A 14,134-nucleotide genomic window follows, 5' to 3' on the forward strand; every position below is an offset into this window, starting at 1 on the left:
CGCCGCCGCCGATGTCGCACACCTTGAACGTGGAACCCAGCGCCATACCCAGTCTCCGCAACGCGTTCGCAGGCGCGTTGACGAAGCTGGACCAGCAGATCGAACTGGCGGTCACCGAGGTCCGGGTCCGGCCCTGGGCGGGCGACCCGGTCAGCGAGGACGCCGCGGAGCGGTTCAACGAGCGCTCCCTGGAGTCCGGCGACTCGGCGCTGAGCGCGCTGCGCGACTACCAGCGGCAGCTCAAGGGAGCCATGGACGCGCTGACGCTGGTCGAGCAGCAGTACCGGTCCATCGAAGACGACAACACCGGGTTGATGGAGCAGCAAGGCGGTCGCTGAGCGCGGACCGCAGGCAAGGGGAATCGTCATGCCCGATGGACACCGCTGGAACGGCTACAGCCACGAGGAGCTGTACCGGAAGATCAATTCCGGTCCGGGGCCCAAGGCCTCGCACGCCTCGGTGGAGCGCTGGGAGGGCGTGTCGGCCGCGCTGGCCGAGATCAACTCCGAGCTGCACGCCGGTGTGCTGCGCTCCGGCGCGACCTGGGAGGGCGCGGCGGCCGACCAGGCCCGGACGGGGATGAACCCGCTGGCCGCGTGGGCGGACGACGCCCGCGGCGGTGCGGAAGTCATGCGCACGTCCGCCGAACTCCAGGCCGACTACATCGCCAAGGCGCGCGCCGACATGCCGCCCCCGGTCAAGATGACCGCCGAGGACCCGGGCGCGCTGCTGACCGGCCTGACCCACCTCGTGGGCGGCCAGACGGACTACGAGAAGCAGGAACGCGCGCACAACGCGGCCGAGCAGCGGGCCCGCGAGGTGATGACCACCTACGCGTCGTCCACCACGTCGAACGTGACCACGCTGGGCCAGTTCCACCAGCCCCCGCAGCTGGTCATCAACGCACCGGACGTGGTGCGCAACGAGAACATCGGCATGGGCGGCCCCGGCGGCTTCCACGGCGGTCCGCGCGGCGGGCGCGGTTGGGGCGGCTGGAACGGCGGTCGCGGCGGCGGCCGGGGCGGGCGCGGCGGGTGGACCCCGCAGCAGCCGCCCAGGCCCGGCGGGGTGCCCGGCGGCAACACCGGCACGTCGACCGCGCCGACCACGAGCGCGCCCGGCGGCCCCGGCTCGAACACCAGGCCCGCGAACAGCGTGCCGGGCGGCCCGGGGCACCCCGGGTTCGGCCCCGGCGGCGTGATCGGCGGCGGTGGCGGCTCCCGCAACGACCGGGACAAGCGGGCCGCCGACACCACGACCGCCGAGCAGCACCAGGGTGGCGGCAACCCCGCCGACCAGGCGCTCGGCCGGGCGAGCGGCACCACGTCGGCCAGCTCCGCGGAGTTCGGCGCGATCGCGGCGGCCAACGCCCAGCACGCGACCGGCACCCCCGGTCCGGGCGCGGGCGGCCTGCCCGGCGCGGGCCAGCAGGGCAGCGGCGACACCGTGCACAAGCGGACGGTCGGCGTCCCCGTCGCGCCGCAGCAGGCGTTCGACCCGTTCGGCGGGTTGGGCGGCGCGCGGGCGGACGAGGAGGAGGACGGCGAGCACGACGGCGCCGACTACCTGCGCGAGACCGACGACATCTACGGCATCGGCGGGATCATCTCGCCACCGGTGATCGGGGAGAGCACCACCCACTGATGACGAGTTTCGGATTGGACCTGGGCACCAACGACCTGCGTGAGCCGGTGACGATCTCCGCGCTGGAGTTCGACGTGCTCTGGGAGCACCTGCGCCTGGAGACCATGCCGCTGGTGCTCAAGGTCCCCTCACCCGGCAAGACGCACGCCGAGCGGGCGGAGCTGGAACGCTCGGCGTGGGCGGCGCTGGACGCGCGGGGCCTGGGCCGCCCGGTGTCGCTCGACCCGATGCTGGAAGACCTGCTGCACCTGCTCAACCGGCCCCAGCAGGAGGTCGACGGCAGGTTGTGGCTGGGCCGCAGCGTCCGGGTGCTGGCGGCGGCGAAGGGCCAGTCGGCGGTGCTCGCGGTGCTCGACGGCGACCGGCTCACGTTGCGCCCGGCTTCCAGCGAGGGCCTGCCCCGCGAGGCGCTGGGCGTGCTGCCGGGCATGCCGCCCGGCCCCGGGCACTCGGTGACGCTGCCCAGCGCCGACCTGGACGCGGCGGCGGCAGCGGCGGGCACACCGGACAAGCTGGAGGACGCGCTCCGCGCGCGCGGCGTGCGGCAGGAGGACGCGAAGGCGCTGGCCGAGATGTTCCGCGACGCCGGGAACCGGGGCCAGTTCGGCGCGGCGGTGCGGGACAAGTGGGGCAAGCGGGTGCGGCCCGAGCACGTGGTGGCGTTCTTCGACAACCCGCACGGCCGGTACGCGCAGCTGCGCCGGGCGACGCCGGGCCAGCAGCCGTGGAGCACGGTGTCCCCGACGGACCCGCGCCGGCTGGTGCAGCACCTGACCGACCTGCTTCCCCCGACCGAGTGACACCGGTACGGCCGCCGGGGGTCCGTCCCTCGGTTGGTCGTGACGCAGCTGCCCACCGGCCCGCACCGGGCCCGCCCGCGGCCCGGCCCTGAGCCCGGCCCGCCCCCGTCCGACTTCCGCGCCCGGTGCGCGGCGGCGTTGCTGGCCACCGGGCCGCACGCCGTGCTGGCCCGCGAGACGGCGCTGAGCCTGCACGGGTGTGCGGCGGCCCGCGTGGGCGCGCTGCACGTCCAGGTGCCGTACTGGGCCGGTGCCCGGCGGCACCCCGGGGTGCTGGTGCACCGCGGCCGGGTGGGCGAGGTGCACGAGGTGGCCGGCCTGCCCTGCCAGCCGCTGGACGCGGCGCTGTGCGACGTGCTCTGCCAGGCCGCCCGGCACGTGGCGCTGGCCTGTGCGGACGAGGTGCTGTCCGGTCTGCCTGCGGACCGGCGGGCCGGGGTGAGGGCGGCGGTGCGGGCTCGGGTCGCCGCCCGCGCGGACCCGCGCGGCACCCGGCGCGCGCCGGCGCTGCTGGCGCTGGCGTCCGGCGGGTCGCCGGGCCGGGGCCGGCTGCTGCTCGCCCTGGTCGACGCGGGCCTGCCGCCCCCGGAGCAGCACCACCCGGTGCCGTCGGCGACCGGCGTCCACCTGGCCGATTTCGCCTGGCCGGCGGCGGGACTCGCGCTCGACTGCGCGGCGGGCCGGCCCGCACCCGCCGTTCGAGGGGCTGCGGGCTGGACGCTGCTGCGGGCGGGGCCCGAGGACCTGCGGAACCCTGCAACCCTGATCGCGCGGATTACCAGGTGCCTGCACGCCAGGCTGGTGCCGGGACGACCGGCGGCACGTGGCCGTGACCACCGCTGACCCGGTGCCGGCCCCGCGCTCCGGCGACGTCGCGGGGTCGGTGCCGAACCCGGGACGAACTCGCCCGATCAGGTGGTCTGCCCCGGCCGGTCCGAGGTGGGTGGGCTCAGGGGCCGATGCCCCGGCACGGCCGGGTGCGCAGGTCGGAGACGTAGTCGTCCGGCGCGCCGGCCGCCTCCGCCGCGTCGGCCACGACGCCGATGTACCGCGCGGACGGCAGGCCGCCCTCGTAGGCGTCCAGCACGTAGAGCCACGCGGTGACCGACCCCTCCAGGGTCTGCACCCGCAGCCGGATCTTCTTGTAGAGCCCGAGCGCGCCCTCCCACCGGTCCAGCCGGGATTCGTCACGCGGGCTCACGTCGTACAGCACGGCGAAGGTCTGGGAGTCCGGGTCCTCCACGATCGTGGCGAGCGCGCCCTCCCAGCCGAGGTCCTCGCCACCGAACGTCAGTCGCCAGCCGGCGAGCCACCCGGTCCCCGCCATCGGGGAGTACGGGGCTCGCTCCATCATCTGGTTCGGATCCATGTTGGACCCGTACGCGGCATAGAGCGGCACGACGACAGCCTAGCGACCCCGCGATCACCAGGAGGGACCGGAAGACCGGACGACACGCCCCGGAACCCGACCGCGTACGGTTGTCCCGGCCGCAGCAGAACGCGAGGAGGACTTGTCGTGACCCGCATCGTCATCATGGGCGGTGGTCCCGCAGGTTACGAAGCGGCGCTGGTCGCGGCCCAGCACGGAGCCGACGTGACCATCGTCGAGGCCGACGGCCTGGGCGGCGCGTGCGTGCTCTACGACTGCGTCCCGTCCAAGACCTTCATCGCCTCGGCCGGTGGCCGCAGCGCCTTCAGCAACGCCGGTGAGCTGGGCATCCGCACCGACGACACGACCGCGGCGGTCGACCTCCCGGTGGTCCACGGGCGGGTGAAGGGGCTCGCGCTGGCGCAGTCCGCCGACGTCCGCGCCCGCCTCCAGCGCGAGGGCGTGCGGATCATCACCGGCACCGCGAAGTTCTGCGACGACGAGCGCGGCCTCGCCCAGCACCGGGTGGTGGCGCTCACCGGCGAGGGCGAGCCCGAGGTGCTGCCGGCCGACGTGGTGCTCATCGCGACCGGTGCGACCCCGCGCGTGTTGCCCGGCGCGGAGCCGGACGGCAAGCGCGTGCTGACCTGGCGGCAGATCTACGACCTGCCCGAGCTGCCCGAGCACCTGGCGGTGATCGGCTCGGGGGTCACCGGCGTGGAGTTCGCCTCCGCCTACACCGAGCTGGGCGTCAAGGTGACCATGGTGTCCAGCCGGGACCGCGTGCTCCCGCACGAGGACGCCGACGCGGCGGCCGTGCTGGAGGACGTGTTCGCCGAGCGCGGCACCGCCGTGGTGAAGCACGCCCGCGCGGACCGGGTGGAGAACGTCGGCGACGGCGTCCTCATTCACCTGGAAGACGGTCGCACGATCGAGGCCAGCCACGCCCTGATGACGGTCGGCTCGGTGCCCAACACCACCGACCTCGGCCTGGACAAGATCGGCATCGAACTCGGCCGGGGCGGGTACATCACGGTCGACCGGGTGTCGCGCACGACGGTCCCCGGCGTGTACGCGGCGGGCGACTGCACCGGCGTGCTGCTGCTGGCCAGCGTCGCCGCGATGCAGGGCCGGATCGCCATGTGGCACGCGCTGGGCGAGGGCGTGAGCCCGATCAAGCTCAAGACGGTCGCGGCGAACGTGTTCACCAACCCGGAGATCGCGACGGTCGGCATCAGCCAGCACGCGATCGACTCCGGCGAGGTCCCGGCGCGCACGATCATGCTGCCGCTGGCCACCAACCCCCGGGCCAAGATGGAGGGCCTGCGACGCGGTTTCGTGAAGCTGTTCTGCCGCCCGGCGACCGGTGTGGTGATCGGCGGCGTCGTGGTCGCGCCGAACGCCAGCGAGCTGATCCTGCCGATCGCGCTCGCCGTGCAGAACCAGCTCACCGTCGAGGACCTGGCGACGACGTTCTCCGTCTACCCGTCGCTGACCGGCTCGATCACCGAGGCCGGCCGCCAGCTGATGCGCCACGACGACCTGGACTGACCCCGTGCTCCGGGGCGCCGCCCGCCGGCGGCGCCCCGCGCGCGTCACTCCACCCAGTCGAAGGTCCGGGTCACCGCCTTCTTCCAGGACTTGAACTCGCGCTCGCGGGTCTCGTCGTCCATCGACGGGTCCCACTGCTTGTCCTGGGCCCAGTTCTGCCGGATGTCGTCCTCCGACTCCCAGAACCCGACCGCCAGCCCCGCCGCGTACGCCGCGCCCAGCGCGGTGGTCTCGTTGACCACCGGCCGGATCACCGGCACGCCCAGGATGTCGGCCTGGAACTGCATCAGCAGCTCGTTGACCACCATGCCGCCGTCCACCTTCAGCGAGGTCAGCGCCACCCCGGAGTCGGCGTTCATCGCCTCGATCACCTCGCGGCTCTGGAACGCGGTCGCCTCCAGCACCGCCCGGCACAGGTGCCCCTTGCTGACGAACCTGGTCAGGCCGACGATCGCGCCCCGGGCGTCGGCGCGCCAGTAGGGCGCGAACAGGCCGGAGAACGCGGGCACGAAGTACGCGCCGCCGTTGTCGTCCACCGACCGCGCGTGCGTCTCGATCTCGGCGGCCGTGCCGATCAGGCCGAGGTTGTCGCGCAGCCACTGCACCAGCGAGCCGGTCACCGCGATCGAGCCCTCCAGCGCGTACACCGGAGCGGCCGTGCCGATCTTGTAGCAGACCGTCGTGAGCAGGCCGTTCTCGCTCATGACCTTGTCGTTGCCGGTGTTGAGCAGCACGAAGTTGCCGGTGCCGTAGGTGTTCTTGGCCTCGCCGGGCGACAGGCAGGCCTGCCCGAACGTGGCCGCCTGCTGGTCGCCGAGGATGCCGGAGATCGGCACGCCGGCCAGCGCGCCGCGCTCCCGGACGTGCCCGTACACCTCGGAGGACGACTTGATCTCCGGCAGCATGGACAGCGGCACGCCCATGTCGGCCGCGATGTCCGCGTCCCAGGACAGCGTGTCGAGGTCCATCAGCAGGGTGCGGGAGGCGTTGGTCGGGTCGGTGACGTGCACGCCGCCCTGCGGGCCGCCGGTCATGTTCCACAGCACCCAGCTGTCCATGTTGCCGAACAGCAGGTCGCCGGCCTCGGCCTTGGCCCGCGCGCCGTCCACGTTGTCCAGGATCCAGCGGATCTTGGGGCCGGAGAAGTACGTGGCCAGCGGCAGCCCGGTCGTGGCCCGGTACCGCTCCTGACCGCCGCCCAGGGCTCCCAGCTCCTGGCAGATCTTGTCCGTCCGGGTGTCCTGCCAGACGATCGCGTTGTACACCGGGCGGCCGGTGGTGCGGTCCCACACCACGGTCGTCTCGCGCTGGTTGGTGATGCCGACCGCGGCGATGTCGGCGATGGTCAGGTCGGCCTTGGCCAGCGCGCCGGCCGCGACCTGCCGGGCGTTGGTCCACACCTCCTCGGGGTCGTGCTCCACCCACCCGGCGCGCGGGAAGATCTGCCGGTGCTCGGTCTGGTCGACGGCGACCACCCGGCCCGAGTGGTCGAAGACCATGCACCGGGTCGACGTCGTGCCCTGGTCGAGCGCGGCCACGTACTTGGTCATGCTGCGTCCTTTCGTGCGGTCAGACCGGGAGGGCCAGGTACAGCAGCGCCGCGAGCAGGCCGCCGACCAGCGGACCGATCACGGGCACCCACGAGTACCCCCACTCCGCGCTGCCCTTGTCGCGGATCGGCAGGATGGCGTAGGCGATGCGCGGCGCGAGGTCGCGCGCGGGGTTGATGGCGTACCCGGTGGGGCCACCGAGCGAGGCACCGATGCCGATGACGACGAACGCGACGCCCGCGTAGCCCAGCGCGGAGTTGCCGAACTGCGGGATGCCGTCCTGCGCCACCTTCACGCCGGGGCTCAGCAGGACCCAGGCGACCAGCACGAACGTGCCGATGATCTCGGTGACGAGGTTCCAACCGTGTGCGGGCACGGTGGGTGCGGTGCAGAAGATGCCGCGCGTGTTGCGCGGGTCGTCGTGGGTGTCGAACTGCATCTTGTAGGTCAGCCAGGCGAGCACCGCGCCGATGAACGCGCCGAGCATCTGCCCGGCGAAGTAGAACGGCACCGTGCTCCACTCGACCTTGTCGGCCACCGCGAGTCCGAGGGTGACCGCCGGGTTGAGGTGCGCGCCGCTGGGTGCGGCCACGCTGGCGCCCGCGAACACCGCGAGGCCCCAGCCGAAGTTGATCAGCAACCAGCCGCCGTTGTTCCCCGTGGTCTTCTTGAGGACAACGTTGGCGACGACGCCCGCACCCAACAGGATCAGGATCGCGGTGCCGAGGGTTTCCCACACGAAGATCGAGCCATTGCTCATCCGCCGACCTCCTTGCCTTGGCAGGGGGCGACGCGCTCCTCCGGGGTTCGGCGGCGTTGCCCACCCAACAATGATTTTGACGCTAGTTCCGGTGGTGATCAGTTGTCTACGGTGGCGTACCAGCGGGTAACGTGGTCGAGTCAGTCCTGGTCGGACCACGAGTCAGTATCAGGGAGGCGTTGAACAGTGGCCACGCGCAAGCCGCCGGCAGGACCCGCCACCCCCGGCCGACTGGGGCCGGAAGACCGCGAGAGCAACTGGGAGCGGCTCGGGTCGGAGACCTTCGACCTGGTGATCGTCGGCGGCGGCGTGGTCGGCGTCGGCGCGGCGCTCGACGCCGCCACCCGAGGTCTGCGGGTGGCCCTGGTCGAGGCCCGTGACCTGGCCTCGGGCACGTCCAGCCGGTCGTCGAAGCTGTTCCACGGCGGCCTGAGGTACCTGGAGCAGCTGGAGTTCGGGCTGGTCCGCGAAGCCCTGCGGGAACGCGAGCTGATGCTCACCAGAATTGCACCCCATCTGGTGAAACCGGTGAGCTTCCTCTACCCGCTCACGCACCGGGTCTGGGAACGCCCGTACACGGCGGCGGGCCTGCTGCTCTACGACACCATGGGCGGCGCGCGGTCCGTGCCGGGCCAGAAGCACCTCACCCGCGCGGGTGCCCTGCGGATGGTCCCGGCGCTCAAGCGGGACGCCCTGATCGGCGGCATCCGGTACTACGACGCGCAGGCCGACGACGCCCGGCACACCATGATGGTGGGCCGCACGGCCGCCCACTACGGCGCGGTGGTGCGGATGTCGACGCAGGTCGTGGCGTTCCTGCACGAGGCGGACCGGGTGTCGGGCGTGCGGATCCGCGACGTCGAGGACGGCCGGGAGACCGACGTGCACGCGCACGCCGTGATCAACGCGACCGGCGTCTGGACCGACGAGCTGCAACGGCTGTCCGGCAGCCGGGGCCGGTTCCGGGTGCGGGCCAGCAAGGGCGTGCACATCGTCGTGCCCCGGGACCGGATCGTCTCCGAGTCGGGCATGATCCTGCGCACGGAGAAGTCGGTGCTGTTCGTGATCCCGTGGCGCAATCACTGGATCGTGGGAACCACGGACACCGACTGGAACCTCGACCTGGCGCACCCGGCGGCCACCAAGAACGACATCGACTACATCCTCGACCACGTCAACACGGTCCTGGCGACCCCGTTGACGCACGACGACATCGAGGGCGTCTACGCCGGCCTGCGCCCGCTGCTCGCGGGCGAGAGCGAGTCGACCTCGAAGCTGTCCCGCGAGCACGCGGTGGCCCGGGTCGCGCCGGGCCTGGTGGCGATCGCGGGCGGCAAGTACACGACCTACCGGGTGATGGGCGCGGACGCGGTGGACGCCGCGTCGGTCGACCTGCCGGGCCGGATCCAGCCGTCCATCACCGACAAGGTGCCGCTGGTCGGCGCGGACGGCTACCACGCGCTGGTCAACCAGGTCGACCAGCTCGCCACCCGCTACGGGCTGCACCCCTACCGCGTGCGGCACCTGCTCGACCGGTACGGCTCGCTGGTGCACGAGGTGCTGGAGTCGGCCGATGCGGAACTGCTCAAGCCGGTGCCCGACGCGCCGGACTACCTCCAGGTCGAGATCGTCTACGCGGCGTCGCACGAGGGCGCGCTGCACCTGGAGGACGCGCTCACCCGCCGCACCCGGATCTCCATCGAGTACCCGCACCGCGGCGTCGACTGCGCCGAGGCGGTCGCCGGGCTGATGGCCCGCGTGCACGGCTGGGACCAGGAGCGGATCGCCCGCGAGGTCGAGATCTACACCGCGCGGGTGGACGCCGAGCGGGCGTCCCAGACCGAGCCGGACGACCAGGCGGCCGACGCCGTCCGCTCGGCCGCCCCGGAGGCCCGCCCCCAGCTCACCGAGCCGGTGAGCTGACCGGCGGACGCGCGATCGCGGGCCACGTCCCCGCCCCGGTGCGGTCCGCACGACCGCCGGGGAGGCGGCGGTGGCCCGCCACCGCACGCCCCACGCCGGTGTCGTTGATCCGGCTCGGCCCGAGGTTCGGGTCCAGCACGTCCCCGCCCGCGTTGTAGAGCACGGTCTCGGTGCCGGGGATCTGGTTGTTGTGGATCGAACCGGTGCTGGTCTGGAACGCCGGCGGCACGTCTCGCACGCGTACTCCGCGAGACGGGCACCGTCGAAGTCGGTGTCCGTCCACAGGCACACCCACTCGTACCGGCAGTTCGCCACGCCCGCCGCGCCGACCGGTTCGTGCCGCCGAGGTGCTCGACCTGGTCGACGCCGAGCTGCTTGCCGCCGCCGCAGAGCCCCGGGTTCTGGTCGACCTGGGCCTGCGACGCGGCGATCAGGGTTCCGGCGTGCCGACCGGCCCGACAAGCACCGTCGACGCACGCGCGAATACGCGGTTCGACGGTGCTTCTCGGGGGTTCGGTCGACGGTCGCGCCGGGCCGGGGGGATCAGGCGAGCGCCGCCAGGGCGGCGTGCACCATGACCCGGACGCCGACCAGCAGCGCCCGCTCGTCCAGGTCGAAGCCCGGCTGGTGCAGGTCGCGCTGCTTGCCCACGCCGTCCCACACGCCCAACCGGGCGAACGAGCCGGGCACGTGCTCCAGGTACCAGCCGAAGTCCTCGCCGCCGGAGGACTGCTCGGTGCCCGCCAGGGCGTCCTCGCCCAGCGCGGCCTCGATGCCGGCCCGCAGCAGCACCGTGCTCTCGCGGTCGTTGACCACGGGCGGCACGCCGCGCCGGTGGTGCAGGTCGAAGCCGACGCCGGTCGGCGCGAGCAGCGCGCCCACCAGCTCCTTGATCAGCGGCTCCAGCTCGGCCCAGATGTCCCGGTCGCCGGTGCGCAGGGTGCCGCGCAGCACGCCGTCCTGCGGCACCGCGTTGGCGGCCTCGCCGGCGTGCACCGCGCCCCACACCAGGACGGTGCCGGACCGGGGGTCGACGCGGCGGGAGAGCAGGCCCGGCAGGCCGGTGATGACCGTGCCCAGGGCGTGCACCAGGTCCGCCGTGAGGTGCGGGCGCGAGGTGTGCCCGCCGGGCGAGGTCAGCCGCAGCTCCAGCAGGTCGCTGGCCGAGGTGATGGGCCCGATCCGGGTGCCGATCCGGCCGACCGGCAGCCTCGGGTCGCAGTGCAGGCCGAAGATCCGCTCGACGCCGTCCAGGCCGCCGGCCGCCAGCACGTCGAGCGCGCCGCCGGGCATGACCTCCTCGGCCGGCTGGAAGACCAGCCGCACCCGGCCGGGCAGTTCGGTCGCCGAGGCCAGCGCGAGCGCCGCGCCCAGCAGGACGGTGGTGTGCGCGTCGTGCCCGCAGGCGTGCGCCACGCCGTCCACTGTGGACGAGTAGGGCGCGCCGCTGTTCTCGGTGATCGGCAGGGCGTCGATGTCCGCGCGCAGCGCGACGCACCGGGGGCCGCTGCCGACGTCGCAGACCAGGCCGGTGCCGCCGGGCAGCACCCGCGGCTTGAGACCGGCCGAGCGCAGCACGTCGCAGATCAGCTCGGTGGTGTTGTGCTCGTGGCGGGACAGTTCCGGGTGGGCGTGCAGGTGCCGCCGCCAGGCCACCACTTCGGAGGCGTTGGCGGTCAGCCACTCGTCCAGCCAGGAGGGGCCGCGCCCCTCGCCCGGATCGTCCACAGGGGCAATGCTGACCCCGCGCTCGGTCAACAGCACTTCGGGATCCTCCTCCCCCGGCAGCTCGGGACGCGAGTCGAGAACCGTCATGCCGCACCGCCCACGAGCCGGTCCCGCTGCGCGTCGTCACGCGCGGCGGAAATTGTTGTCCAGGCAAGGGCGAGCGCTCCGTCGAGCACAGCTCGGTCGGCCGAAGCCGAGGCACAGGCGGTCGCGAACTCGATTTGGTGGTTCACCGCGTCTCCGCAGTCGATGGCGATGGTCGGGTGGATTGCGGGCAGCGCACGGGTCACGTTGCCCATGTCGGTGCTGCCGATCCGCCGGCCCTGCTCCTCGGCAGGGCTCAGCGGGGTGCGCCCCAACTCCGTGACGGCACGCCGGTAGGCGTCGGCCAGCCACGGGTCGGGGGTCAGCTCGGCGTAGACGGGCGAGACCTTGACGACCTCGTGCGTGCAGCCGGTGGCGAGTGCGCCGGCGGAGAAGCAGCGGTTGATCCGCTCCTCCAGCCGGTCCAGGGATTCGAGGTTCTCGGCGCGCAGGTCGAACATGGCCGTCGTGCGGGCGGGCACCACGTTGGGCACGGTGCCGCCGCGGGTGACGATCCCGCTGACCATCTGGCCGGGTTCCAGGTGCTGGCGCGCCAGGCCGATGGCGACCTGGGCGACGGTGATGGCGTCCGCCGCGTTCACACCCAGGTGCGGCGCGGCGGCGGCGTGCGAGGGTTTGCCGGTGTAGTGCACCTCGACGTCGGTGATCGCGAGCGAGGCCACCGCGATCGCCTCGTACGGCGCGGGGTGCACCATCATCGACAGCGAGACGTCGTCGAACACGCCCCGTTCGAGCATGAGCACCTTGCCGCCGCCGACCTCTTCCGCCGGCGTGCCGATCACCCGGACGGTGAGCCCCAGCTCGTCGGCGACGTCGCGCAGCGCGAGGGCCGCGCCGGCCGAGGCCGCGGCGATGACGTTGTGCCCGCAGGCGTGGCCGACCTCGGGGAGCGCGTCGTACTCGGCGCACAGGCCGAGCACCAGGTCCCCGGAGCCGTAGGAGGCGGTGAACGCCGTCTCCAGGTCGGCGACGCCGCGTTCCACCTCGAACCCCTCGCCCGCCAGCAGGTCCGCCACCTTGGCGGCGCTGCGGTGCTCGGCGAACGCCAACTCCGGCTCAGCGTGGATGCCGTGCGACAGCTCCACAAGCGCGTCCGAGTACCGCTCGACGGCCGAGCGCGTCCTCATCTGGAAGTCGGTACCCATTTGCGTCCATCCTGCATCAGCCCCAGTAGCCCCGTCGCTCGTCGCGTTGATCAACCGCCGGCCGGTCGCGCGGCTGCGCCAAGCGGTGCGCGAGATTCGGTCAGACCGATCATGTCCGCGCAAGGGCCCCTACAGGAGGACCATATAACGACAATCGAATCCCAACTACTGGGATTCAGGTCGCCCCCACGACCCCGCTCAGCCGGCTTTCCGGCCCTTGCGCCACTTGTCCCAGCGCTTCTTGTTACGCCAGTAAACGAGGGCGAACAGCACTACCGCGATACCACCGATCCACAACTTTCTCTTCGTGTCGGTGGCGATGCCCGTGTCGGTCTGCTGCGGTGCGTTGATGTCCGGCCCTGGTGAAACCGATTCAGTCGGCTGGGCGGCGGCGACCTGCTCGGTGTGCGCTGCGGGAGTGGCCTGCGCCACTCCGGTCACGGTGAGTGCACCGGCGAGCACGAAGAGGCACGCCATGAGCACTGATCGCCACTTGGTCACAATCACAAAGACTAGCCATCGTGCACAGCGGATACCACTGTCAGTGGTCACCCAAACCGGGATCGGCCTCACGGCCCGTGAACGCAGCCAGGATGCGCTCCGCGGCCAGCGTCGCGGTCAGTTCGCCATCCCGAACCTGCCGCTCCAGGTCGGGCACCAGGGCGCGGACGGCGGGGTCGGCGCGCAGGCCGCCCAGCAGCTGGTCGTTGACCATCGCCCAGGTCCAGTCGACCTGCTGCCGCCGTCGCCGCTCGGCCAGCTCACCGGCCTCCCGCAGCGCGGTGCGGTGCATCCCGATCTGCTCCCACACGGTGTCCAACCCCGCCCCGGTGAGCCCGCTGCACGTCAGCACCGGCGGGTGCCACACCGCGTTCGGCGGGCGCAGCAGGCGCAGCGCGCCGGCCAGTTCACGGGCCGCCTTGCGGGCGTCCTGCTCGTGATCGCCGTCGGCTTTGTTCACCGCGATCACGTCCGCGAGTTCCAGCACACCTTTTTTGATGCCCTGGAGTTGATCGCCGGTGCGCGCGAGTGTCAGAAAAAGCGAACAATCCGTCATGTTCGCCACCGCCACCTCCGATTGGCCCACGCCGACCGTCTCCACCAGCACCACGTCGAAGCCCGCCGCCTCGACCAGCACGATGGTCTCCCTGGTCGCCTTGGCGACGCCGCCGAGCGTGCCGGAGGTCGGCGACGGCCGGATGAACGCCGCCGGGTCCACCGCGAGCCGGCCCATCCGGGTCTTGTCGCCCAGGATCGAGCCGCCGGTCCTCGTCGACGACGGGTCGACCGCGAGCACGGCCACCCGGTGCCCCTGCCCGGTGAGCATCGAGCCGAACGCGTCGATGAACGTCGACTTGCCCACCCCGGGCACGCCGGTGACGCCGATCCGGTGCGCGTTGCCCGCGTGCGGCAGCAGCTCGACCAGCAGCTCCTGCGCCAGCCGGCGGTGGTCCGCGCGGGTCGACTCGACCAGCGTGATGGCCCGCGCCAGCGTGCTCCGGTTCCCCGCGAGCACGCCCTTGGCGTACTCGCCGACCTCGACCACCCTCGCCACGCCC

14 protein-coding genes are annotated in these 14,134 nt (G+C 72.8%); 6 read left to right on the plus strand and 8 right to left on the minus strand.

Annotated elements, in window-relative coordinates; genetic code table 11:
- Positions 1-11 precede the first annotated feature (11 nt).
- The 4 genes from AC0HI0_RS30445 to AC0HI0_RS30460 are packed head-to-tail and all read left to right on the plus strand — an operon-like array spanning position 12 to position 3,287.
- The gene (locus AC0HI0_RS30445; protein WP_480926939.1) at positions 12-338 is read left to right on the plus strand and encodes a transcriptional regulator; all 327 of its coding nucleotides are present in this window, start codon (positions 12-14) and stop codon (positions 336-338) included.
- Positions 339-366: 28 nt separating this feature from the next.
- Positions 367-1,644: a PPE domain-containing protein gene (locus AC0HI0_RS30450; RefSeq protein WP_480926940.1), complete on the plus strand. Its 1,278-nt coding sequence runs from the start codon at positions 367-369 to the stop codon at positions 1,642-1,644.
- Positions 1,644-2,444, plus strand: a complete 801-nt coding sequence (locus AC0HI0_RS30455) for an ESX secretion-associated protein EspG (protein ID WP_480926941.1) — start codon at positions 1,644-1,646, stop codon at positions 2,442-2,444. Before AC0HI0_RS30450 ends, AC0HI0_RS30455 begins: the two co-directional genes overlap by 1 nt.
- A 39-nt stretch (positions 2,445-2,483) precedes the next feature.
- Positions 2,484-3,287 (plus strand): hypothetical protein, encoded by an 804-nt coding sequence (locus tag AC0HI0_RS30460; RefSeq protein WP_480926942.1) that lies wholly within the window; start codon positions 2,484-2,486, stop codon positions 3,285-3,287.
- A 106-nt stretch (positions 3,288-3,393) separates the two neighbouring features.
- On the opposite strand, the gene AC0HI0_RS30465 is transcribed toward AC0HI0_RS30460, so the two are convergent.
- Complete coding sequence (locus tag AC0HI0_RS30465; RefSeq protein ID WP_480926943.1) at positions 3,394-3,843, minus strand: gamma-glutamylcyclotransferase family protein; 450 nt, start codon at positions 3,841-3,843, stop codon at positions 3,394-3,396.
- Positions 3,844-3,960: 117 nt separating this feature from the next.
- Between AC0HI0_RS30465 and AC0HI0_RS30470 the strand changes: the two genes are divergently transcribed.
- Positions 3,961-5,364: an NAD(P)H-quinone dehydrogenase gene (locus AC0HI0_RS30470; protein ID WP_480926944.1), complete on the plus strand. Its 1,404-nt coding sequence runs from the start codon at positions 3,961-3,963 to the stop codon at positions 5,362-5,364.
- Between the two features lie 44 nt (positions 5,365-5,408).
- Here the strand turns inward: AC0HI0_RS30470 and glpK are convergent, their stop codons facing one another.
- Entirely contained in the window at positions 5,409-6,914 is a 1,506-nt protein-coding gene (gene glpK, locus AC0HI0_RS30475; RefSeq protein WP_480926945.1) for a glycerol kinase GlpK, read from the minus strand.
- A gap of 19 nt (positions 6,915-6,933) precedes the next feature.
- Positions 6,934-7,674, minus strand: coding sequence for an MIP/aquaporin family protein (locus tag AC0HI0_RS30480; protein ID WP_480926946.1), 741 nt, complete (start codon positions 7,672-7,674; stop codon positions 6,934-6,936).
- Between the two features lie 186 nt (positions 7,675-7,860).
- Between AC0HI0_RS30480 and AC0HI0_RS30485 the strand changes: the two genes are divergently transcribed.
- A complete protein-coding gene (locus tag AC0HI0_RS30485) occupies positions 7,861-9,597 on the plus strand; it encodes a glycerol-3-phosphate dehydrogenase/oxidase (RefSeq protein WP_480926947.1) in 1,737 nt (578 codons plus the stop codon).
- On the opposite strand, the gene AC0HI0_RS30490 is transcribed toward AC0HI0_RS30485, so the two are convergent.
- From AC0HI0_RS30490 to meaB, 5 genes are all read right to left on the minus strand, one after another.
- A complete protein-coding gene (locus AC0HI0_RS30490) occupies positions 9,578-9,835 on the minus strand; it encodes a hypothetical protein (protein WP_480926948.1) in 258 nt (85 codons plus the stop codon). The two genes, AC0HI0_RS30485 and AC0HI0_RS30490, sit on opposite strands and share 20 nt — an antisense overlap.
- Positions 9,836-10,140: 305 nt before the next feature.
- Positions 10,141-11,412, minus strand: a complete 1,272-nt coding sequence (locus tag AC0HI0_RS30495; protein WP_480926949.1) for an amidohydrolase — start codon at positions 11,410-11,412, stop codon at positions 10,141-10,143.
- Positions 11,409-12,575, minus strand: a complete 1,167-nt coding sequence (locus tag AC0HI0_RS30500; RefSeq protein ID WP_480926950.1) for a M20 family metallopeptidase — start codon at positions 12,573-12,575, stop codon at positions 11,409-11,411. Before AC0HI0_RS30500 ends, AC0HI0_RS30495 begins: the two co-directional genes overlap by 4 nt.
- A 198-nt stretch (positions 12,576-12,773) precedes the next feature.
- On the minus strand, positions 12,774-13,076 hold the full coding sequence (locus AC0HI0_RS30505; protein ID WP_480926951.1) for a hypothetical protein: 303 nt from the start codon (positions 13,074-13,076) through the stop codon (positions 12,774-12,776).
- A gap of 40 nt (positions 13,077-13,116) precedes the next feature.
- Positions 13,117-14,130, minus strand: a complete 1,014-nt coding sequence (gene meaB / locus AC0HI0_RS30510) for a methylmalonyl Co-A mutase-associated GTPase MeaB (protein ID WP_480926952.1) — start codon at positions 14,128-14,130, stop codon at positions 13,117-13,119.
- Between the last annotated feature and the right edge of the window lie 4 nt (positions 14,131-14,134).

Source organism: Saccharothrix sp. NBAS 001 (genome assembly GCF_056640475.1).

Coding starts and splice junctions, on each gene's coding strand:
- AC0HI0_RS30445 (WP_480926939.1), top strand. CDS start 12: ATGTCGCACACCTTGAACGTGGAACCCAGCGCCATACCCAGTCTCCGC.
- AC0HI0_RS30450 (WP_480926940.1), top strand. CDS start 367: ATGCCCGATGGACACCGCTGGAACGGCTACAGCCACGAGGAGCTGTAC.
- AC0HI0_RS30455 (WP_480926941.1), top strand. CDS start 1,644: ATGACGAGTTTCGGATTGGACCTGGGCACCAACGACCTGCGTGAGCCG.
- glpK (WP_480926945.1), bottom strand. CDS start 6,914: ATGACCAAGTACGTGGCCGCGCTCGACCAGGGCACGACGTCGACCCGG.
- AC0HI0_RS30480 (WP_480926946.1), bottom strand. CDS start 7,674: ATGAGCAATGGCTCGATCTTCGTGTGGGAAACCCTCGGCACCGCGATC.
- AC0HI0_RS30495 (WP_480926949.1), bottom strand. CDS start 11,412: ATGACGGTTCTCGACTCGCGTCCCGAGCTGCCGGGGGAGGAGGATCCC.
- AC0HI0_RS30500 (WP_480926950.1), bottom strand. CDS start 12,575: ATGGGTACCGACTTCCAGATGAGGACGCGCTCGGCCGTCGAGCGGTAC.